This is a genomic window from Candidatus Mycoplasma haematominutum 'Birmingham 1', assembly GCF_000319365.1.
Lineage (GTDB): Bacteria > Bacillota_I > Bacilli_A > Mycoplasmatales > Mycoplasmoidaceae > Eperythrozoon_A > Eperythrozoon_A haematominutum.
In genome coordinates, this window is sequence record NC_021007.1 from 467,419 (window position 1) to 483,438 (window position 16,020).

15 protein-coding genes and 9 tRNA genes are annotated in these 16,020 nt (G+C 33.7%); 5 read left to right on the forward strand and 19 right to left on the reverse strand.

Annotated features, from left to right (window positions below; translation table 4 throughout):
* Positions 1–34 precede the first annotated feature (34 nt).
* The 3 genes from recA to MHM_RS02575 are packed head-to-tail and all read left to right on the forward strand — an operon-like array spanning position 35 to position 3,569.
* Positions 35–1,042 (forward strand): recombinase RecA, encoded by a 1,008-nt coding sequence (gene recA, locus MHM_RS02565; protein ID WP_015511888.1) that lies wholly within the window; start codon positions 35–37, stop codon positions 1,040–1,042.
* A 6-nt stretch (positions 1,043–1,048) separates the two neighbouring features.
* A complete protein-coding gene (gene metG, locus MHM_RS02570; protein WP_015511889.1) occupies positions 1,049–2,569 on the forward strand; it encodes a methionine--tRNA ligase in 1,521 nt (506 codons plus the stop codon).
* A 22-nt stretch (positions 2,570–2,591) separates the two neighbouring features.
* Entirely contained in the window at positions 2,592–3,569 is a 978-nt protein-coding gene (locus MHM_RS02575) for a DNA/RNA helicase domain-containing protein (protein WP_015511890.1), read from the forward strand.
* 63 nt (positions 3,570–3,632) lie between these two features.
* On the opposite strand, the gene hprK is transcribed toward MHM_RS02575, so the two are convergent.
* The 18 genes from hprK to MHM_RS02660 form a co-directional block, all read right to left on the reverse strand.
* Entirely contained in the window at positions 3,633–4,580 is a 948-nt protein-coding gene (gene hprK, locus MHM_RS02580; RefSeq protein WP_015511891.1) for an HPr(Ser) kinase/phosphatase, read from the reverse strand.
* Positions 4,581–4,628: 48 nt separating this feature from the next.
* A complete protein-coding gene (locus MHM_RS02585; protein ID WP_015511892.1) occupies positions 4,629–5,864 on the reverse strand; it encodes a phosphoglycerate kinase in 1,236 nt (411 codons plus the stop codon).
* A gap of 18 nt (positions 5,865–5,882) precedes the next feature.
* Positions 5,883–6,896 (reverse strand): type I glyceraldehyde-3-phosphate dehydrogenase, encoded by a 1,014-nt coding sequence (gene gap, locus MHM_RS02590; RefSeq protein ID WP_015511893.1) that lies wholly within the window; start codon positions 6,894–6,896, stop codon positions 5,883–5,885.
* A 4-nt stretch (positions 6,897–6,900) separates the two neighbouring features.
* Positions 6,901–7,950, reverse strand: coding sequence for an aminotransferase class V-fold PLP-dependent enzyme (locus MHM_RS02595; protein ID WP_015511894.1), 1,050 nt, complete (start codon positions 7,948–7,950; stop codon positions 6,901–6,903).
* Complete coding sequence (locus MHM_RS02930) at positions 7,934–8,341, reverse strand: SsrA-binding protein (protein ID WP_187286228.1); 408 nt, start codon at positions 8,339–8,341, stop codon at positions 7,934–7,936. The genes MHM_RS02595 and MHM_RS02930 overlap by 17 nt, the downstream gene beginning before the upstream one ends.
* A gap of 1 nt (position 8,342) precedes the next feature.
* Entirely contained in the window at positions 8,343–10,124 is a 1,782-nt protein-coding gene (locus MHM_RS02605) for an RNB domain-containing ribonuclease (protein WP_052306555.1), read from the reverse strand.
* A gap of 387 nt (positions 10,125–10,511) precedes the next feature.
* Positions 10,512–10,727, reverse strand: a complete 216-nt coding sequence (locus MHM_RS02610; protein WP_015511898.1) for a hypothetical protein — start codon at positions 10,725–10,727, stop codon at positions 10,512–10,514.
* Between the two features lie 10 nt (positions 10,728–10,737).
* Complete coding sequence (rpmG, locus tag MHM_RS02615; RefSeq protein ID WP_245529197.1) at positions 10,738–10,893, reverse strand: 50S ribosomal protein L33; 156 nt, start codon at positions 10,891–10,893, stop codon at positions 10,738–10,740.
* Between the two features lie 111 nt (positions 10,894–11,004).
* Positions 11,005–11,080: transfer RNA gene (locus MHM_RS02620), tRNA-Phe, on the reverse strand.
* A 12-nt stretch (positions 11,081–11,092) separates the two neighbouring features.
* A tRNA-Asp gene (locus MHM_RS02625) sits at positions 11,093–11,169 on the reverse strand.
* A gap of 3 nt (positions 11,170–11,172) precedes the next feature.
* Positions 11,173–11,250, reverse strand: a tRNA-Met gene (locus MHM_RS02630).
* A gap of 83 nt (positions 11,251–11,333) precedes the next feature.
* Positions 11,334–11,425 (reverse strand) — tRNA-Ser (locus MHM_RS02635).
* A 3-nt stretch (positions 11,426–11,428) separates the two neighbouring features.
* Positions 11,429–11,505, reverse strand: a tRNA-Met gene (locus MHM_RS02640).
* Between the two features lie 8 nt (positions 11,506–11,513).
* Positions 11,514–11,591 (reverse strand) — tRNA-Pro (locus tag MHM_RS02645).
* Positions 11,592–11,595: 4 nt separating this feature from the next.
* Positions 11,596–11,671 (reverse strand) — tRNA-Arg (locus MHM_RS02650).
* A gap of 5 nt (positions 11,672–11,676) precedes the next feature.
* Positions 11,677–11,752: transfer RNA gene (locus MHM_RS02655), tRNA-Cys, on the reverse strand.
* A complete protein-coding gene (locus MHM_RS02875) occupies positions 11,743–12,708 on the reverse strand; it encodes a deoxyribonuclease IV (protein WP_015511900.1) in 966 nt (321 codons plus the stop codon). Before MHM_RS02875 ends, MHM_RS02655 begins: the two co-directional genes overlap by 10 nt.
* 26 nt (positions 12,709–12,734) lie before the next feature.
* Positions 12,735–13,115: an iron-sulfur cluster scaffold-like protein gene (locus MHM_RS02660; protein ID WP_043902164.1), complete on the reverse strand. Its 381-nt coding sequence runs from the start codon at positions 13,113–13,115 to the stop codon at positions 12,735–12,737.
* Between the two features lie 355 nt (positions 13,116–13,470).
* Between MHM_RS02660 and MHM_RS02665 the strand changes: the two genes are divergently transcribed.
* Complete coding sequence (locus tag MHM_RS02665; RefSeq protein ID WP_015511902.1) at positions 13,471–15,480, forward strand: cysteine peptidase family C39 domain-containing protein; 2,010 nt, start codon at positions 13,471–13,473, stop codon at positions 15,478–15,480.
* Between the two features lie 2 nt (positions 15,481–15,482).
* Positions 15,483–15,845 carry a hypothetical protein gene (locus MHM_RS02670; protein WP_015511903.1) on the forward strand — a complete coding sequence of 121 codons (363 nt, stop codon included), beginning with the start codon at positions 15,483–15,485 and terminating at the stop codon, positions 15,843–15,845.
* 2 nt (positions 15,846–15,847) lie between these two features.
* Here MHM_RS02670 and MHM_RS02675 read toward each other — a convergent pair.
* Positions 15,848–15,938: transfer RNA gene (locus MHM_RS02675), tRNA-Ser, on the reverse strand.
* Positions 15,939–16,020 lie beyond the last annotated feature (82 nt).

Below are 16,020 nucleotides of genomic sequence, written 5' to 3' on the forward strand. Positions count from 1 at the left end.
AAGCATGACATTAACATAATGAACTAACTAAACGATGAAAGAAACAGCGAACAATGGTAAAACTAAAAACTTTTTGGAAAAACTAACTTCTATGGGGGTGCAACTCTGGACAGATAAAACCCAACTGCAACGAATAGAAACTGCAAGGGGGAGCAATGCTTTTCATATTCCAACAGGATCTTATGCATTAGATAAATCTTTAGGTACTGGAGGATGACCTTCTGGGAAGATTATTGAAATTTTCGGAACTGACTCATCGGGTAAATCGACACTAGCTTTACATGCGATCGCAGAAGCTCAAATGCAGGGGAAAACTTGCGTCTATATTGATTTAGAAAATACTTTAAATATACCTTGAGCTGAAAAAATAGGTGTAAAAACTGATCAACTATATATTAGTACTCCCTCCAGTGGCGAGGAAACCTTTGAGATAATTAATTCCCTAATACAGAGTCATGAAACAGACTTGATTGTAGTTGACTCTGTGGCCGCCATGGTGCCTGAAGCTGAATTAGATGCTTCGATTCACGATCAGGGAATGGGAATGCAAGCGCGCATGATGAGTAAGGGATTGAGAATTTTGCAATCTCACTTAATTAAATCTAATACTGCAATAATTTTTATAAATCAAGTTCGTGAACAAATTCGACAAACTTATGTACCTACAACCACCACTTCTGGAGGTAGAGCTCTAAAATATGCTGCAAGCATTAGAGTTGAAGTCAAAAGGCAAGAATCCATCAAACAGAATGATAAAATTATCGGCTTCCTTACAAAAATTACAATCATAAAAAATAAATTTAATAATCCTATGACTCAAGTTTCTTTGAGGCTTTATTTTGAGTCTGGGTTCGACAAAATTTGTGAATTAATTAATGCAGCTATAGAGGAAAAATTAATTGAAAAGCGAGGCGTGTGATTTTACTACAAAAATAAAAATTTAGGGCAAGGCCTTATGAATGTTAAGGAGAAACTATTAAGTGAAGAATGCAAAGAGGATATGGAAGAAATTCAAACCAAGGTGTTGAATTCTACTAAGTAGAGCTGTTTGCTCTACGATGTTTTAGTCACTACACCCCTTTTTTATTCCTCTGGTGATCCGCATATAGGGCATGCCTACACTTTAATAATTGGTGATTTAATTAAAAAATACTATGCCTTAATAGGTAAAAAAGCTTATCTACTCTGCGGAGTAGATGAACATGGTGAAAAAATCTCAAAAAGGGCTGATGAATTACATATGAGTCCTGATGAATTTGTTTCTAAAACAAGTGCAAAATTTAGAAAACTATGAGAGCGATTGGATATTAGTCCAGATGCATTTGTAAGAACCACTGACTCTGAGCATCAGCAACTAGTATTATCTGTATTTGAGTCTTTAATGGATGCTGGAAAAATATATTTATCTAATTGAAAGGGATATAATTGCGTCTCTTGTGAAACTAACTATTCTGAACAATATTACTCCCATAGCCAGGTTTGTGAAATGGGGCATAAGCTTCAAAGTCGAACTGAAAGCGCTTATTTTCTAAAGTTACAAGATGCGACAACATGATTAACTAAACACTACAACTCTGCTGAAATCATTATCCCTGAATATTACCTAAAAAATTTAACTCAAAATTTTTTAAACAAATTGGAAGATTTATCCATCACCAGAAAAAACCTACAATGGGGAATAAAACTTAAAGATGAAGCTTTCACTATATATGTTTGATTTGAAGCGTTAATTTGCTATTTCAGCAATTCAGCAATTCGGAAGATGTGGGAAGTAAATTCTAAAACTAAGATTATTCAAGTTTTGGGAAAAGAGATAGTCAGATTTCACTCTATTTACCTTCCTGTGATATTAAAAAGTCAAAATTTAAAGCTTCCGGAAAAATTGCTAGTGCATGGATGACTCTTGAATCATGATCGTAAAATCTCTAAATCTGAAATGAAAACTAATCCAATAATGCCCTTAACAGAAATTTTGAACACTCTTCATTTAGAAAGCATTAAATGATTTTTCAGCTTTTTAAATTGAACTGACGACCATCCTTTTGATATTAAGTTGGTAAAGCAATTATTTAATAAGTATGTAGTGAATTTATTAGGTAATTTAATAAATCGTTTGAAGGGAATTTTAGCTAAAAATGAAAATTCTACAAGTTTTATAAATGGTGAAATAAAACATGTAGAAATTAAAGAAGAGTGACAAAAAGGTACTATATTACTTAATAATTTAGAAACTTGGGTCACTGAATTAAAGATTACTTCCATTATTCACGAAATAGTGAATCTTTTGGAAAAAGCCAATAAAATGGTTGAAAAAATAGAGCCTTGAAAATTATCTGTAGAATCTGGAGATTATAAAGAATTAAATGTTTATCTTTACAGGCAATTAGCTTTATCAGCATATCTTTTGTCTCCTATTTTTGGCAATGCTAAATGACAAATATTAAAACAATCTCTGTCAATCAAAAATAGTATAGATAGTGTAATTAATCTAGATTATTGGAATTCCATCCAAAATTTTTCCAATATTTCTTTACCCCCAATTACTAACTTATTTGAAAAATATTCTTAATTTATGAAAATAAATTTGGAGTATGTCGTTGTTTCGAAATTTGGCCAAAAAAGTCAAATCTACGAGTGCATTTCACTATTTAGCTCAATTACTTACCTCTTCCGCTAAACAATGAAATCCTGAAACTTTAAAAAACAATATAAAAGACTTGTTGGTGCAAATTGACTTTAATCTAGAATTGGCTAAATCTATCTCCGAGTCAACTGTTAAATCTCTCGCAGACTTCTCCTCCTTAACTGCCTCTTTAGTGAAGGAAAAATTATCTGATACCTTGAAAAAACACTATTTAGAACATACCCCTTATAAAAAAAATAATTCTGATAAATTGATAGATTTAATTAATTGGCTGCCAGGAATCAAAAATGTTTTTTTTGTGGTAGGCTCCAATGGAGTAGGAAAGACTAGTTTTATTGCCAAGTTAACATACTACCTAAAGATGAATCAATGTCATAACAAAAAAATACTCTTGGTAGCTAGTGACACCTTTAGGGCGGGAGCTGTCAAGCAATTAGAGGAATTGGCTCAACAACTTAATGTTGAAATAATTCTCCCTCGAGCAGCTGAAACTGCGGGATCCTTAATTTATAGAACTTTGAGGGAGCAGAATGATTATGATTTAATCATTTTTGACAGTGCTGGTAGACAATATAATAATCAAAATCTACTGGCCGAAATTAAAAAACAATTTAATGTAATGCTCAAATTTTTAGGTCGTTCTCCTGAGGAAATATTCTTAATTGTCGACTCTACATTAGGTATTTACTCTCACGCAGAAATGGAGAAAATGCTAGATGCTATTCCTATTACAAGCCTAGTCTTAACAAAAATGGATAGTACTACACGAGGAGGGGCGATCTATAATCTAAAGCCTAAATTTCCAATGCCAATCAAATTTATTTCTTTTGGTGAGAAAATCCAAGAAATAGAGCCTTTTAATATTTCTGACATAACAACTCAATTAGTAAATAATATTTTTTCCGACGACTTACTAAAAATTTAGCTCTTAAGCGCTGCAATTCTCTAAACCCCCGTTATGGGGGTTTAGAGATAGATTAACGAACCTTTAGGAGGGTTTTTGTAGACTTGCTTTAACTTTTTTATCAAAAGCTACTGCTGAATTGTAACCTGCTTTTTTTAACTTATGGTCATTCACGCAAGCTTGTATTAATTCGCTAATATTTCGACCCGCCTGAACAGGCAAAATGTAATAGGGTATTTGTATACTCAATAATTCTTTATATCTAATATCTTCTCCTCAATTTTCTAAAGGCTCTTCTGGCTTAAAGTTTTTATGATGTTTCAATTCAATTATTATGTGAATTTTTGTCTCGTCAATTATTTTGGATCTTCCAATTGCTTCCTTAATATTTATAATTCCTATTCCTCGAATTTGAATAAACTCGCTTGTATGTGTGTTGGCTCTAGCTATAACTGCATTACCCAGTCTAGTAATGTTGATAGCATCATCTCCCAAAAACAGATGATTCAAACTTAATAAATCTAAAATAACCTCAGTTTTACCTATTCCTGGTTCGCCAATAAGAAGCACTCCCTCTCCAAAAATGCTGACCACAGAACCATGAATGGTAGTTCAAGAGGCTAATGTTTTAGAAAGTCACGCTCCTACGGAGGAAAAGATATCTTGAGTAGAATAGTCAAATTGAATAATGGCTGATTGATTGTTATTAAATTCTTTGTTCAAACTAATTAATAAATCTGTTTCAGTAAAGTTTTTACTTAATAAGAATAATGGCGGGTTTTTGAGGACAATGTTTTTTATAGAAGTCCGTTTTTTTTTTTCATCTAAAAAGTGAAAGAATTGACACTCTCGCTCGCCCCAAACGACTGCAGAATTAATGCTTTGATTTGGAAAGGCGCCACTTAACTCCATTCCTAGTCTGCTTAAAGCAGACTCCTTAATTACTCTACTACAAGTTTCTGGAGACTTGTTTACAAATTTTCCTCCAAATCTTTTAAAAATGGAAAAGACTGTGACTTTAACTTCTTTCACATGCGATAAAAAGTTACTCCACCTAGGGTGGAGTAACTACTAAATCTACTATTTGTTTTGAATGGCCTCTATTCCCGGCATACTACTTCGTTCTAGAAATGTTAAAGTAGCTCCACCACCCGTTGACACAAAACTAAATTTATCCGCTATTCCCTTTTTTTCTGCAGCTGCCACAGAATCTCCTCCACCGATAAGAGAATAAACCCCTTTACTAGCAGTTAAATCAGATAACTTTTTAAGAATTTCAAAAGTGCCTTTTGAATAATTGGACATTTCAAATACCCCTAGAGGTCCGTTCCAGATCACAATCTTAGCGCCTTCAAGTATCTTGGAAAACTTTTCAATAGTTTTAGGACCTATATCTAATGCCATCCCAACTCCCCAATGATCGGAATTGTCTTCAATAATACGTCCAGGAATATCTGCAAAAGAGTCAGACACTACATGATCAATGGGAAGAACTATTTTACCAGAGTAATTTTTTAATAACTTAGAACATTCATCTAAATAATCATCTTCGACTAAAGATTTACCTATAGATTTTCCCTGAGCTTTTAAAAATGTGTAAGCCATTCCTCCCCCAATTATTAATGTACTAACATGATTAACAATCTCTTTAATGAGCTTTAATTTATCTGAAACCTTACTACCTCCCAAAATCATCACTTTACCGTCTGGGGGAGCATCTAATACAAAATTAAGGGCTTTTAATTCCTTTTCAATAAGAAAACCTACAGCGCTTTGCTGGCTTCTCTCTGCTACCCCCACATTTGAAGCATGAGCTCTGTGAGAAGTGCCGAAAGCGTCATTCACAAAAATATCTCCAATTTCAGAATAAAATTGTGCTAGAGCTGGATTATTTCCACTCTCTCACTTGACATTTTGCTTGCTTTGAGGATCTATATCATAGTATCTTGTATTTTCCAATACAAAAATATCCACTTTAGGGTTATTTTTAATAGTTCCTTTCACATTTTCAAAGGAAGTGGTGTTGATAAAAAGTACCTTCTTATTGAAAAATATTTTTTGAATTTCTTGGGCAACAGGCAATAAACTTTTAGAGCCGTCAGCAATTTCATCATAATTCTTAATTCGATCAAAATGACTCAATATCACTACCTTACATTCTCTATCCAGTAAATATTGAATAGTCTCGATAGATCCCAATATTCTAGTTTTGTTCATCACCTGACCATCTTTAACAGGCACATTTAGGTCCAATCTAAGTACAACTGTCTTTCCTGAAGGCTCAAGATCACGTAAAGTGACCTTATTGTACCTCACGAGGAGATTAGATAAAAACTACAAAGAGATGTAGTAGTGGAGTGTTCTAGACAATTGGCTAACATAAGAAGACTCATTATCATATCATGCATATAATTTCACTTCTCCGGTAGGTAACACTTTAGTTAAGAGGGAGTCAAAAATAGACCCATAAGTGCTTCCGACAATATCTGAAGACACTATTGGATCTTTCAAATATAACATGGTTTCATTCTGAGCCGATTCTAGAGCAGCGTTGACCTCCTCTGCTGTAACATTTTTACCTAAACGTACCACCAAGTCTACTAATGAGCCTGTCAAAACTGGAACTCTATGAGCAATTCCATCTAGCTTACCTTTCAAGTCAGGAATCACTTTACCTATAGCGGCAGCTGCTCCGGTGGTAGTTGGAATAATCGAATTGGCAGCTGCTCGAGTTCTTCTTAAATCTGCATGAGGCGCATCTTGTAGTCTCTGGTCTGAAGTAAAGGCGTGAATGGTAGTCATAAATCCAGACTGCACTCCAAATTTTCTATGCAACACTTTAACAACAGGAGCCAATGCATTGGTAGTGCAAGAAGCTCCAGAAATTACCGTATCAGAAGTGCTAATCGAATTATGATTTACGTTAAAAACAATAGTTTTTATAGCATCATCTTTTGCAGGAGCTGAGATTAATACTTTCTCAGCTCCTGCATCCAAGTGGCATTGCACTGCATCTTTAGTTAATAAACGTCCCGAACATTCCACCACGCAATCAACTTCTAACTCTCCCCAGTGGTAGCTCTTTTCTTTCAAGAAATTAAAGACCTTCACTGTTTTTTGTTTTCCGCTATCAATGTGAGTTAAGTAAATGTTTTCTGCATCACTTTTAACCTCTCAATCTTTCAACACTCCTTGAGAGCTGTCATACTTTAATAAATGAGCTAAAACCGATGCATCAACAATATCATTAACTGCTACTACATTAACGCTAGGTGAGGATAACAAATTTCTAAATAATAACCTACCTATTCTTCCAAATCCATTAATAGCAACTCTGTAAAACTCCATAACGCTAGTCTAATTTTAACTCAAAAAATTGTTGAAAGGTATTAAAAAGATGCTCCATATCTGCTACATCATTCAAAAAGGAAAATGAAAATCTAATCTGTCTCTTCAAAATTGTTGAACTTACATTACATAAATCATATGCTCTAAAAACAATATTTCGGCTTTCAAGAAAGTATAGAAAATCATGTAAATATTCTGAATCAAATCCTACTAAAAAAATGAGTGATTTAGGAGAATGAGAGTAGCTTAATTTTGGATGCTTTGGAAAATTTTTTATTCAATAAGCTCTCAATTCATTTTCTCTGTCTTTCTTAGTTCTTAGATTTCAATGTTTTTGTTCTAGTAGAACGTAAATATACAGATAAAGAGATCTTCAATCTAAGGAATGCCCTGTTCTATTGCAAATGTTTTGGGTGAAATCTCTGTCTTTAGATAGAACTACCCCTAAACCGAAAGGTCCATAACATTTATGCGCCGAAAAATAACAAAAATCAAACATCGATATCACCCGATCTTTTTGCTCTCAGAGGGGCAGATATTGAGTTAAGTCTCCAATAATGGTCAACTGAGGATATTTAATCCTTAAAGCACTAATCTCTGATTGTAAAGCGCTGTGAATGCCTAGGTTATCTATCAAGGAAATTAAAAGAACGTCATTGTCTTGAAATTTAAAGGTATGAATATTCCGAGCAGAATAATAGTTGATTTCTACAAAATGATTAATAAATTCTGTTTGTAGAAATTTCAGACTTGAACAATTGGAAATGTGCTCCTCTTCGCAAAGCTGCACCCGTAAGTTAGATTTTTTATGTTTTTTAAATATATACTCTCATATTTCATTAATTCCATAAGTGGCAGAAGGGACTAGTGATATATTCTTCGGTGGTACAGATAAAAATTCACTTAATTCCTTTAAAAGGGTATTAAGAATTTCCTCGCGAGTGGATAATCACTCTCCAACTGCATAACTTTTACATAATGCTTCAATATATCCATTCGTTTTTAGTGAAGTTGCGGCATTATCTAAATAAGTTAATTTATGAAAAGTCTTCATTGCAAGCTTTTCGCTTTTCCTTACTTCTCCTATATTTTTGCTTCTCTTTGTCTGAATTCTTGTTATATTTACACAGATGAATTTCTACCTTAATTCTCCTATTTTTTAAAAATACATTTCCTGGCAAAATCACATATTTTTCTCTTTTAGATAACTCAATAATTTGATTAATTTCTCTCCTATTTAAAAGTAATTTCAATTTCTTATCTAAAAAATTATTTAAAAACAGCTCTTGATCTGTACTATTTACATAGCCATTATTTAGGCTCAAAGATTTTTTCAATATTTTTCCCGCCGCTAAAGGTGGAAGTGCAAGTCCTGCTACATAACTATGATGAATCGAATATTTATAGAGTTTTCGTTTATTCCCCTGGATAAATCATTCTGGCACTCTAACATTCGACAAATTCATCTCAAGAATAGTCCACTTTACGCAGTTTAACCACTTGACCTAAGGCTCGTCATTCTTTAGTTCTCACAAATCCATCATATATCTGATCAATTAATACCATATAGCCCCAGGGAAAGCGGGACATAACCACCCCATCAATTTCTTTTTTTATTTTTTCTGCAACAAGATACTTATATATTTTTCTAGACACAAACCGCTTTTCTGCTAGTACGCTTCTCTGTTCAGTTATATTAGCTAAATAAGCCATTTCCCTGAGTTCTAGAGCACTATTAATTATTTCATGATGGAGAGTTGTTTCTCTCAGAAAAACACACAATCATAGAGATTTATGAATTAATAGGTCGGGTAATCTCCGAATTGGAGAAGTGAAATGAACGTAATAGTCTGTATTAATTCCAAAATGTCCTATGTTATCTGATCTATATTCTGCTTTTGGAAGCGCTTGCAATAAGTTATGTTGAATAATCTTGTAGTGGATAGAGTTTTTCGCCTCGAAAAGTCATCCATTCAATATATTTACTTCCACTCCAATATTGTCCCTCTGTGGTACAGTAAAGTCGCACCCTAACTCCCTAACTTCTTCCACAAAATTTTTCAATCTATCTATTTCTGGTTTTCTATGAGTTCTATATAAAGTTTCAATATCTTCTCTTGCTAAAAATCTCGCTACCAATTGATTAGCTAAAATCATGCAAGTTTCTACCAATTGTTGTGCCTCTGTGCCTCCCAATTCATTTTTGCACAGCGAAGTTAATTCTCCTTTTTCATTCAACTCTAACTCGAATTTGTCTTGAAAAATTTTTAATGATTGATATCCTTCGTTTCTTCTCTGTTTTTGTATTAATTTCATAACATGATAGGCGGAAATTACTGATTTTTCTATTTCAGCTCCATAAATATTATTTACTCCTTCTGTGCCATATTTATTTAAAAATTCATTTACCTCTTGATAGTTAAAACGTTTTTGAGAAATAATAGTTGCTGGAAAAATTTGCAGAGTTTCCTCCTTAATTTTTCCCGTTAAATCTACTTCTATAAAAAGACAAATTGTATGCCTCTTCTCTCCCTCCTTCAGTGAACATAAATCTTCTGATAGGATGGGTGGTAACATGGGAATTACCTTATCTACTAAATAAATGGAAGTACCTCTCCTTTTTGCTTCTTCGAAAATAAAAGGACATAAACTTAAATATCCTCATACATCAGCTATGGCCACATACAATTTAAAAGCATTTTCTGATCGTTCTGCGCAAATGGCATCATCAAAATCTTTTGCATTTATTCCATCTACAGTAAAGAAACACTTGCCCTCCAGATTTTTATAAAGGGAAACATTTTTAGCCAGAATAGACTCTCTCATTTCCTGTAGTTTATTAATTTCTGTCTGAAATTTGTCATCATCAAATCGGCCAGGAAGCTGCAAATCAGCTATCAAAGAAAAAAAATCTACTTTACCAGAAGAGGAATGTCCTAAAGTTTTTAAGACTTCCCCCTCCATTCTTGCTGGAGGAAACTGATGCAATTGAATAACCACCTTATCACCTACTTGCACTTCCTGAAAGTAACCTCAGACCTCCCGCAAGCCTGATAGTTGCGGATCATCAAAGAATACCTCTAATTTTTTTCTCGAAAATTTAATAATTTCCGCAACAAACCTAGTCTTAAATCTTTCAATAACTTTGACTACCTCACCCTCTAATTTTTCAGTAGAACAATTGGAAATTCCCTTAAAAACCCTAAAGGATACTAAATCATTATTCAACGCGCCCTTTAAATTGGTAGGTGATATATTTAGCTTGATTCGGGGGATGAACCCCGAACCGCTAAATCTATTTACCTTTACACGTCTATAATTGGGCTTATTATCCAATCAAAAATCAATTACCTAAAAAATGGTTAGCCATGTTGATTTTTTCTCAAAAGTGCAATACACAGTGAAAAAAGAATCAAAGTTCCTAAAAACATACATAACTTCAGTATCTTAATAATGCCATAATCCTTGGTTTTCTTAAATAGCTCAATATCATAACCTGAGAGGACTGAAAATCCTCCGGTTGAACCGGAGGAAGAGAGTAGTAACCCTAGAAGTAAAAGAACAAAAGAGGTAAGATAAATAGCAACTTCTAGTGAGATTTCAGTTTACTAAAAATTATGGAATCGTAATCATTCTCAATTTTTCTACTTGTCTTTGTTTAGCTAAAACAATTTCCTTCTTTTTATCCAACTCAGACATTGCCTCTTCATATTGTCTGCTAGTTTTAGATCCAACGTAATAAAAAGCCCCGGTTGTCATGGCTGCCAATGCAGTAAATGATGCTCCAAAAACTTTAATGAAAATGGCAGAATCTAGGAAAAGCTTAATCATCTTCTAGTATCTAGTCTACCTTCTGTTCTATATGTGTAACGTGTTTTCTACAGTTCTTACAAAATTTTTTCAACTCTAACTTCTTGTTAGTGATTGTTTTATCTATTTTCCGTTGACTCAAATAATTTTGAAATTTACACCCCATACACTTGAACAAAATAGGCACTCTAACTGCCACAAATTATTCCCCTTATTTAGCTCTAAAGAATTTTATTTTTTGCTGTTTAATTATATATTTATCACATGCAAACTAAAATATCGAGAAATATTTTCTTTTTGGTGGCTTCGGGCAGAATCGAACTGCCGACACACGGTGCTTCAGACCGTTGCTCTACCGACTGAGCTACGAAGCCCCAAAATTTATATGGCGGGCCCTACGGGATTCAAACCCGCGATCTCCACAGTGACAGTGTGGTATGTTAGATCACTACACCAAGAGCCCAAATGGTAGCGGGAGTAGGATTTGAACCTACGACCTTCAGATTATGAGCCTGACGAGCTAACCAAACTGCTCCATCCCGCGATCAACAAATCGGAGCGGCATCCCTCATTTAAACAAAATGCGGGATTACCAACAACCCCTTCCTTAAAGCTTAATAAATTTAATGGCGGAAGCTAAGGGATTCGAACCCCTGCGCGACTCTTCGACGCCTCTCAGTTTTCAAGACTGATCCCTTCAACCACTTGGGTAAGCTTCCCTTTGGTAGCAGGAGTGGGGCTCGAACCCACGACCTATCGGATATGAACCGATCCCTCTAACCAACTGAGATATCCTGCCTAAAACAATGGTCGGGACAACAGGATTTAAACCTGCGACCTCCTGGTCCCAAACCAGGCACTCTGATCAAACTGAGCTATGTCCCGAAAATGGCCTCCTAAATAAGAGTCGAACTTATAACCTCTAGCACCGCAAGCTAGTGCTCTATCCATTGAGCTATTAGGAGAAATTTGGAGGTGTCTATCAGATTCGAACTGATGTATGTGGAGGTTGCAGCTCCATGCCTTACCATCTTGGCTAAGACACCTTTTCTTTTCCATCTCTGATATTAAATATTGGAATGCATTCCGAGTGAGGAATGGCCTCTCATTTGCGTTGTCTCAATAATTTGATTTCATGCTTATAGGGAGACACTAACTGAATCTTTTCCTCTCCCCTGGAATTAGTAACTTTTTTTCTTCAGAATGGTGTTTCAACAATTATAGATAGATTGGAAAAGTGTGGGTCATATGCTCAAGAGCAAATTGTATCTCATCCAATATTTCCGTATCCATAGTTTGCATGCCTATCCTTTTTGCTACCTTGTGGGTTCATAGAATCCCCTAGATGAATTACCCTCACCCTATTTAACCCTAGACTTTTATCTATTTCTCCCTTAAACTCCTCAATTTTGGACAAATCATAACCACTATCGTGCAAATGGCAGGTATCTAAACATACTCCCAATTTGGAATCTCAATCGCAAAGCTCGAATATTTTTTGTATCTCTCCTATATTTTTTCCCAATTGATTTGATTTGCCAGCCATAGTTTCAATGCAAAACCAATAGTTTATTGATTTAGTTTCATTCAACACAGACCTAATATTGTTTGCTGCACAATGCAATCCCTCCTCTAAAGTCCTTCCAGTATAATAGCCGGGATGAACCACAAAATTTTTGATTCCCATCTTATGCATTCTTGTAATTTCATTAACTAGTAAATTTTGGATAAATCCATCACGATCCTCCTGAGCTAAGTTGAAAATATAGGGTGCGTGGACTACTGATTTTTCAAAGTCAACTTTATTATCTCTGGCTAATGACAGAGCTTCTGACAAAAACATTTCAGGAATTGGAATTCGCTTCAAATTTTGTGGTGGGCCTGTAAAAATCATAAAGATGTTAGCTCCATTATCAATCGTTTCTTGTACTACTCCTACTAGATACTTCCTTTCCTTTCTAAGAGAAATGTGGGAGCCTAATAAAAGGCTCCTCTTTGAAATTCCCTAGAAAGGAGTTAGTCTAATACTTAAGAACCTCCATGGGTTAATACTTTTTTCATACTTTCCGCCCCCAACAAGATGCACTCCATTCTATGCGCTGAATCCTGAAAAAGATTCATAATCCTTAAATTTTCACTTAATAAGATTTCATGATACTGTAATCCATTCAGCATATCCAAATAATTGTTGATAATAGAAATCGCCTGACGAAGTGGCTTATCTTCAATCTCTAGACAAACTGCATTAATTGATGCCTTCATAAGTGCACATCCTTTACATTGGACTTTAATGCCTTCTACCCTCATGGAATTACTTTTAACGATTATCTTCATCTCATCCTCACAGTTAGGATTTTTAAAAGGTTTCATCTTCGCAAAACTAGGGTCATCAATAAAATACTTAGTCATTCTGGCTAAATTGTAAACCAAAAAATGATATAGATACAAAAGAAAACCAGGGACTAAGTCCCTGGAAAATTTAAAGAAGAGTTACTCTTCTTTTAAGTTAGAGCAGGAATGATGACATTCGTGACAGCAGCTGTTGTGACGACAGCAGTGATGGATGCAATGGCAACAGTGATGGTGCTGTAAAGAACAAGTAGAACAGGAACAATCAGAAGAAGTTTTCTTGCAATCGCAACAACTCATAATAACCTAAATTAGTCTAAAGAAAAAATACAAGTTTATTTTAACATAACTGGCTTTTTATATTACAAAATTACCTTTTTCCCTCATTAACAAAATGAGGGAATATTCGTTTCATATGAGAATCTATTACCAAGAGAGTGAATACGATTGTGGAGTGTCAGTGACCAGATCCTTGATAAACCATTTTTTAGGAAAAAATATTAGCAGAACTGAAATTTTTGATCAGTTAAATATTTCTGCTCAAGGACTTTCAATTTTTGAATTGGAGGAAATTAATAAAAAATATGGAATTCATCTAGAATCCTATAGAGTCTCTTTACAAGAATTACAAAAATCCGATATTCAAGAATTTTTTGTGATTTTACTCTACCGAAACCATTCAGAACATTTTGCAATAGCTAAAAAAAGGGGCAAAGCTCTCATACTTTATGACTCAACCATGGGAAAAATTCATATGAATTTCCAACAATTGGCTCCAATTTTTGCAGAAAAAATCCTATTAATTCAAAAAATCGACACAAATAGTCCTGCGCCTCTCATTAACTATTCAGAGTCGGAAATTTCAATATTACAAATTCATAAATTATGAAAAACTACAGGGATTTCTCTCTTAATTTTTGTATTTATAATTCTCAGCTTTGCTATTCACAAATTAATTTTTGAAGACGTAATTCAAAGCCATCACTGAGGCAATATTTCTGCTTTTATTTTCCTCTCACTTTTCTTAATTTGTATCTGGTCTCTGGGTGAGTATATTAAAGATATTTTTTACCTACAAGATAAACAATGATACTTAAAAAACCTCTATTCACTATTTTTTGAAAAATTAGAAAACAAAAAGAATTATTTTTTCTCTAAGATAGGTAAAAATCAACTTCTTTTACTTCATCAACATATTCAAAATATTTCCTTGTTTTATGGAGAACTTCTAAGTTCTTTCATTTCGGGAATATTAATTTCAGCCACATTAACTCTCTACTTAGTCTATTTGCAACCTTGATTTTTAGTAATAATTCTAGTTATGTTTGCTCTTAAATTTGCAAATTACCAATTCATAAAAAAGTGAGATTCCATTCAATTTAGCCAAACTCTTCAAAATAGCATAAATGTTCAAAAAATACTATTTGCACTCAATAATTTTTTGAAGAAAGAGTGAAATCTACATAAATTCCTATTTTTAAATAAGTCAATCAAAAATGAAATTACTGCATATCAACTTACAGAAAAAGAGTGTAATTACAAAAAGATTTTGTTTTCAAAACTCAATTTTTTTATTACACATGCAATAAATATTGCAATATACATTATCAGTTGTTATCTATATTTTCGAAATGATATCAGCCTTTCCAATATGGTCCTTGCGGGAATGATTTATTCTCAATTAAATATACATCTAGACAAAATTATTTCCACAGGAATTCACTGAGAAAAATGCATGGAATCTCTCAAGCAATTTAAACACTTCTTATTTAATGACAACATTACTGAAAAGAATAAGATGAATATTTCTCTCCCTGCCGTCATTGCGTTAAAGGAGTTAAATTACCACAATGGTGTTAAAACAATATTCCATAATTTAAATCTAGAAATTTATCCTGACACTTTCCTTATGGGTTCCTCAGGAATAGGAAAAAGTACTCTCTACAAATTAATCTCATCAAAGCTGCCAAATGCATTAAATTCTGTCTTCTTTAATAAGATAGCTATCTCAGACATTTCTGAAAAATGCTTTAACCAATTAATTATCTATCAAAATTCTCAAACTGAATCGAAAGAATTCAATTGAGCTGAATTAGTTCAATATGTCAATAGTGATCAAATAGAAAAAATTCATGTACTAATTGACAAAATAGGAATTTCTTATGGTCAAAATCCTGCCACATATAAATTAAGTGATGGGCAAAGACAATTTATTAATCTTCTAAATTTACTTAAATTTTCTCAAAAAATTTTGCTCTTAGATGAGGTTACTTCTCATATAAACCACGAAATAAAACAAGAGGTATTTAAAACGATTTTTCCTATTCTAAAAACGAGAAATTTTGTCATTTGCTCAGATCATAATACTGAATTTAGTGAATTCTTCAAACATCAAATAAATCTCAACCAAATTCTCGAAGCTTAAAAATGCTCTTAAAAGAAGCGCTTTCAGCTTTTTCTCTAGTCGCGGGATTATTTACTATCTCGGGCTTTGCGATCAAAGTGGACAAATTTGAGAATAATCACATTTTGCAAGATCCTAAAACAGAAAAAACCAAAATGTTTTTACCAATAGAAAGCTTTAACAAGTTGAATTTAAAAGCTGGAGATAACTTCAAATACTATGTCGGAAGTGACATGAGAATTAAGAAAATTACTCAAATAGAAACTCATTCTAACCATACAACCTTAATTTTTGATGAACCATTTCATGAGGATAATCACCTAAAAGTGGAATCAGTTAAATACTATTTAGAAGCAAAGCCTTTTTGGGCAAATCTATTTAAATAAACTGGCGGAAACTGAGGGATTCGAACCCTCGCGCAGCTTTTGGCCGCCTAGCATCTTAGCAGGATGCCCCCTTAACCACTTGGGTAAGTCTCCTTGATTGAGATGATAAATACATCAACCATCATTCTTCTCTATGACAGAAAATCACTCTCTCCCGAAAAGGGAGAGTAAATAT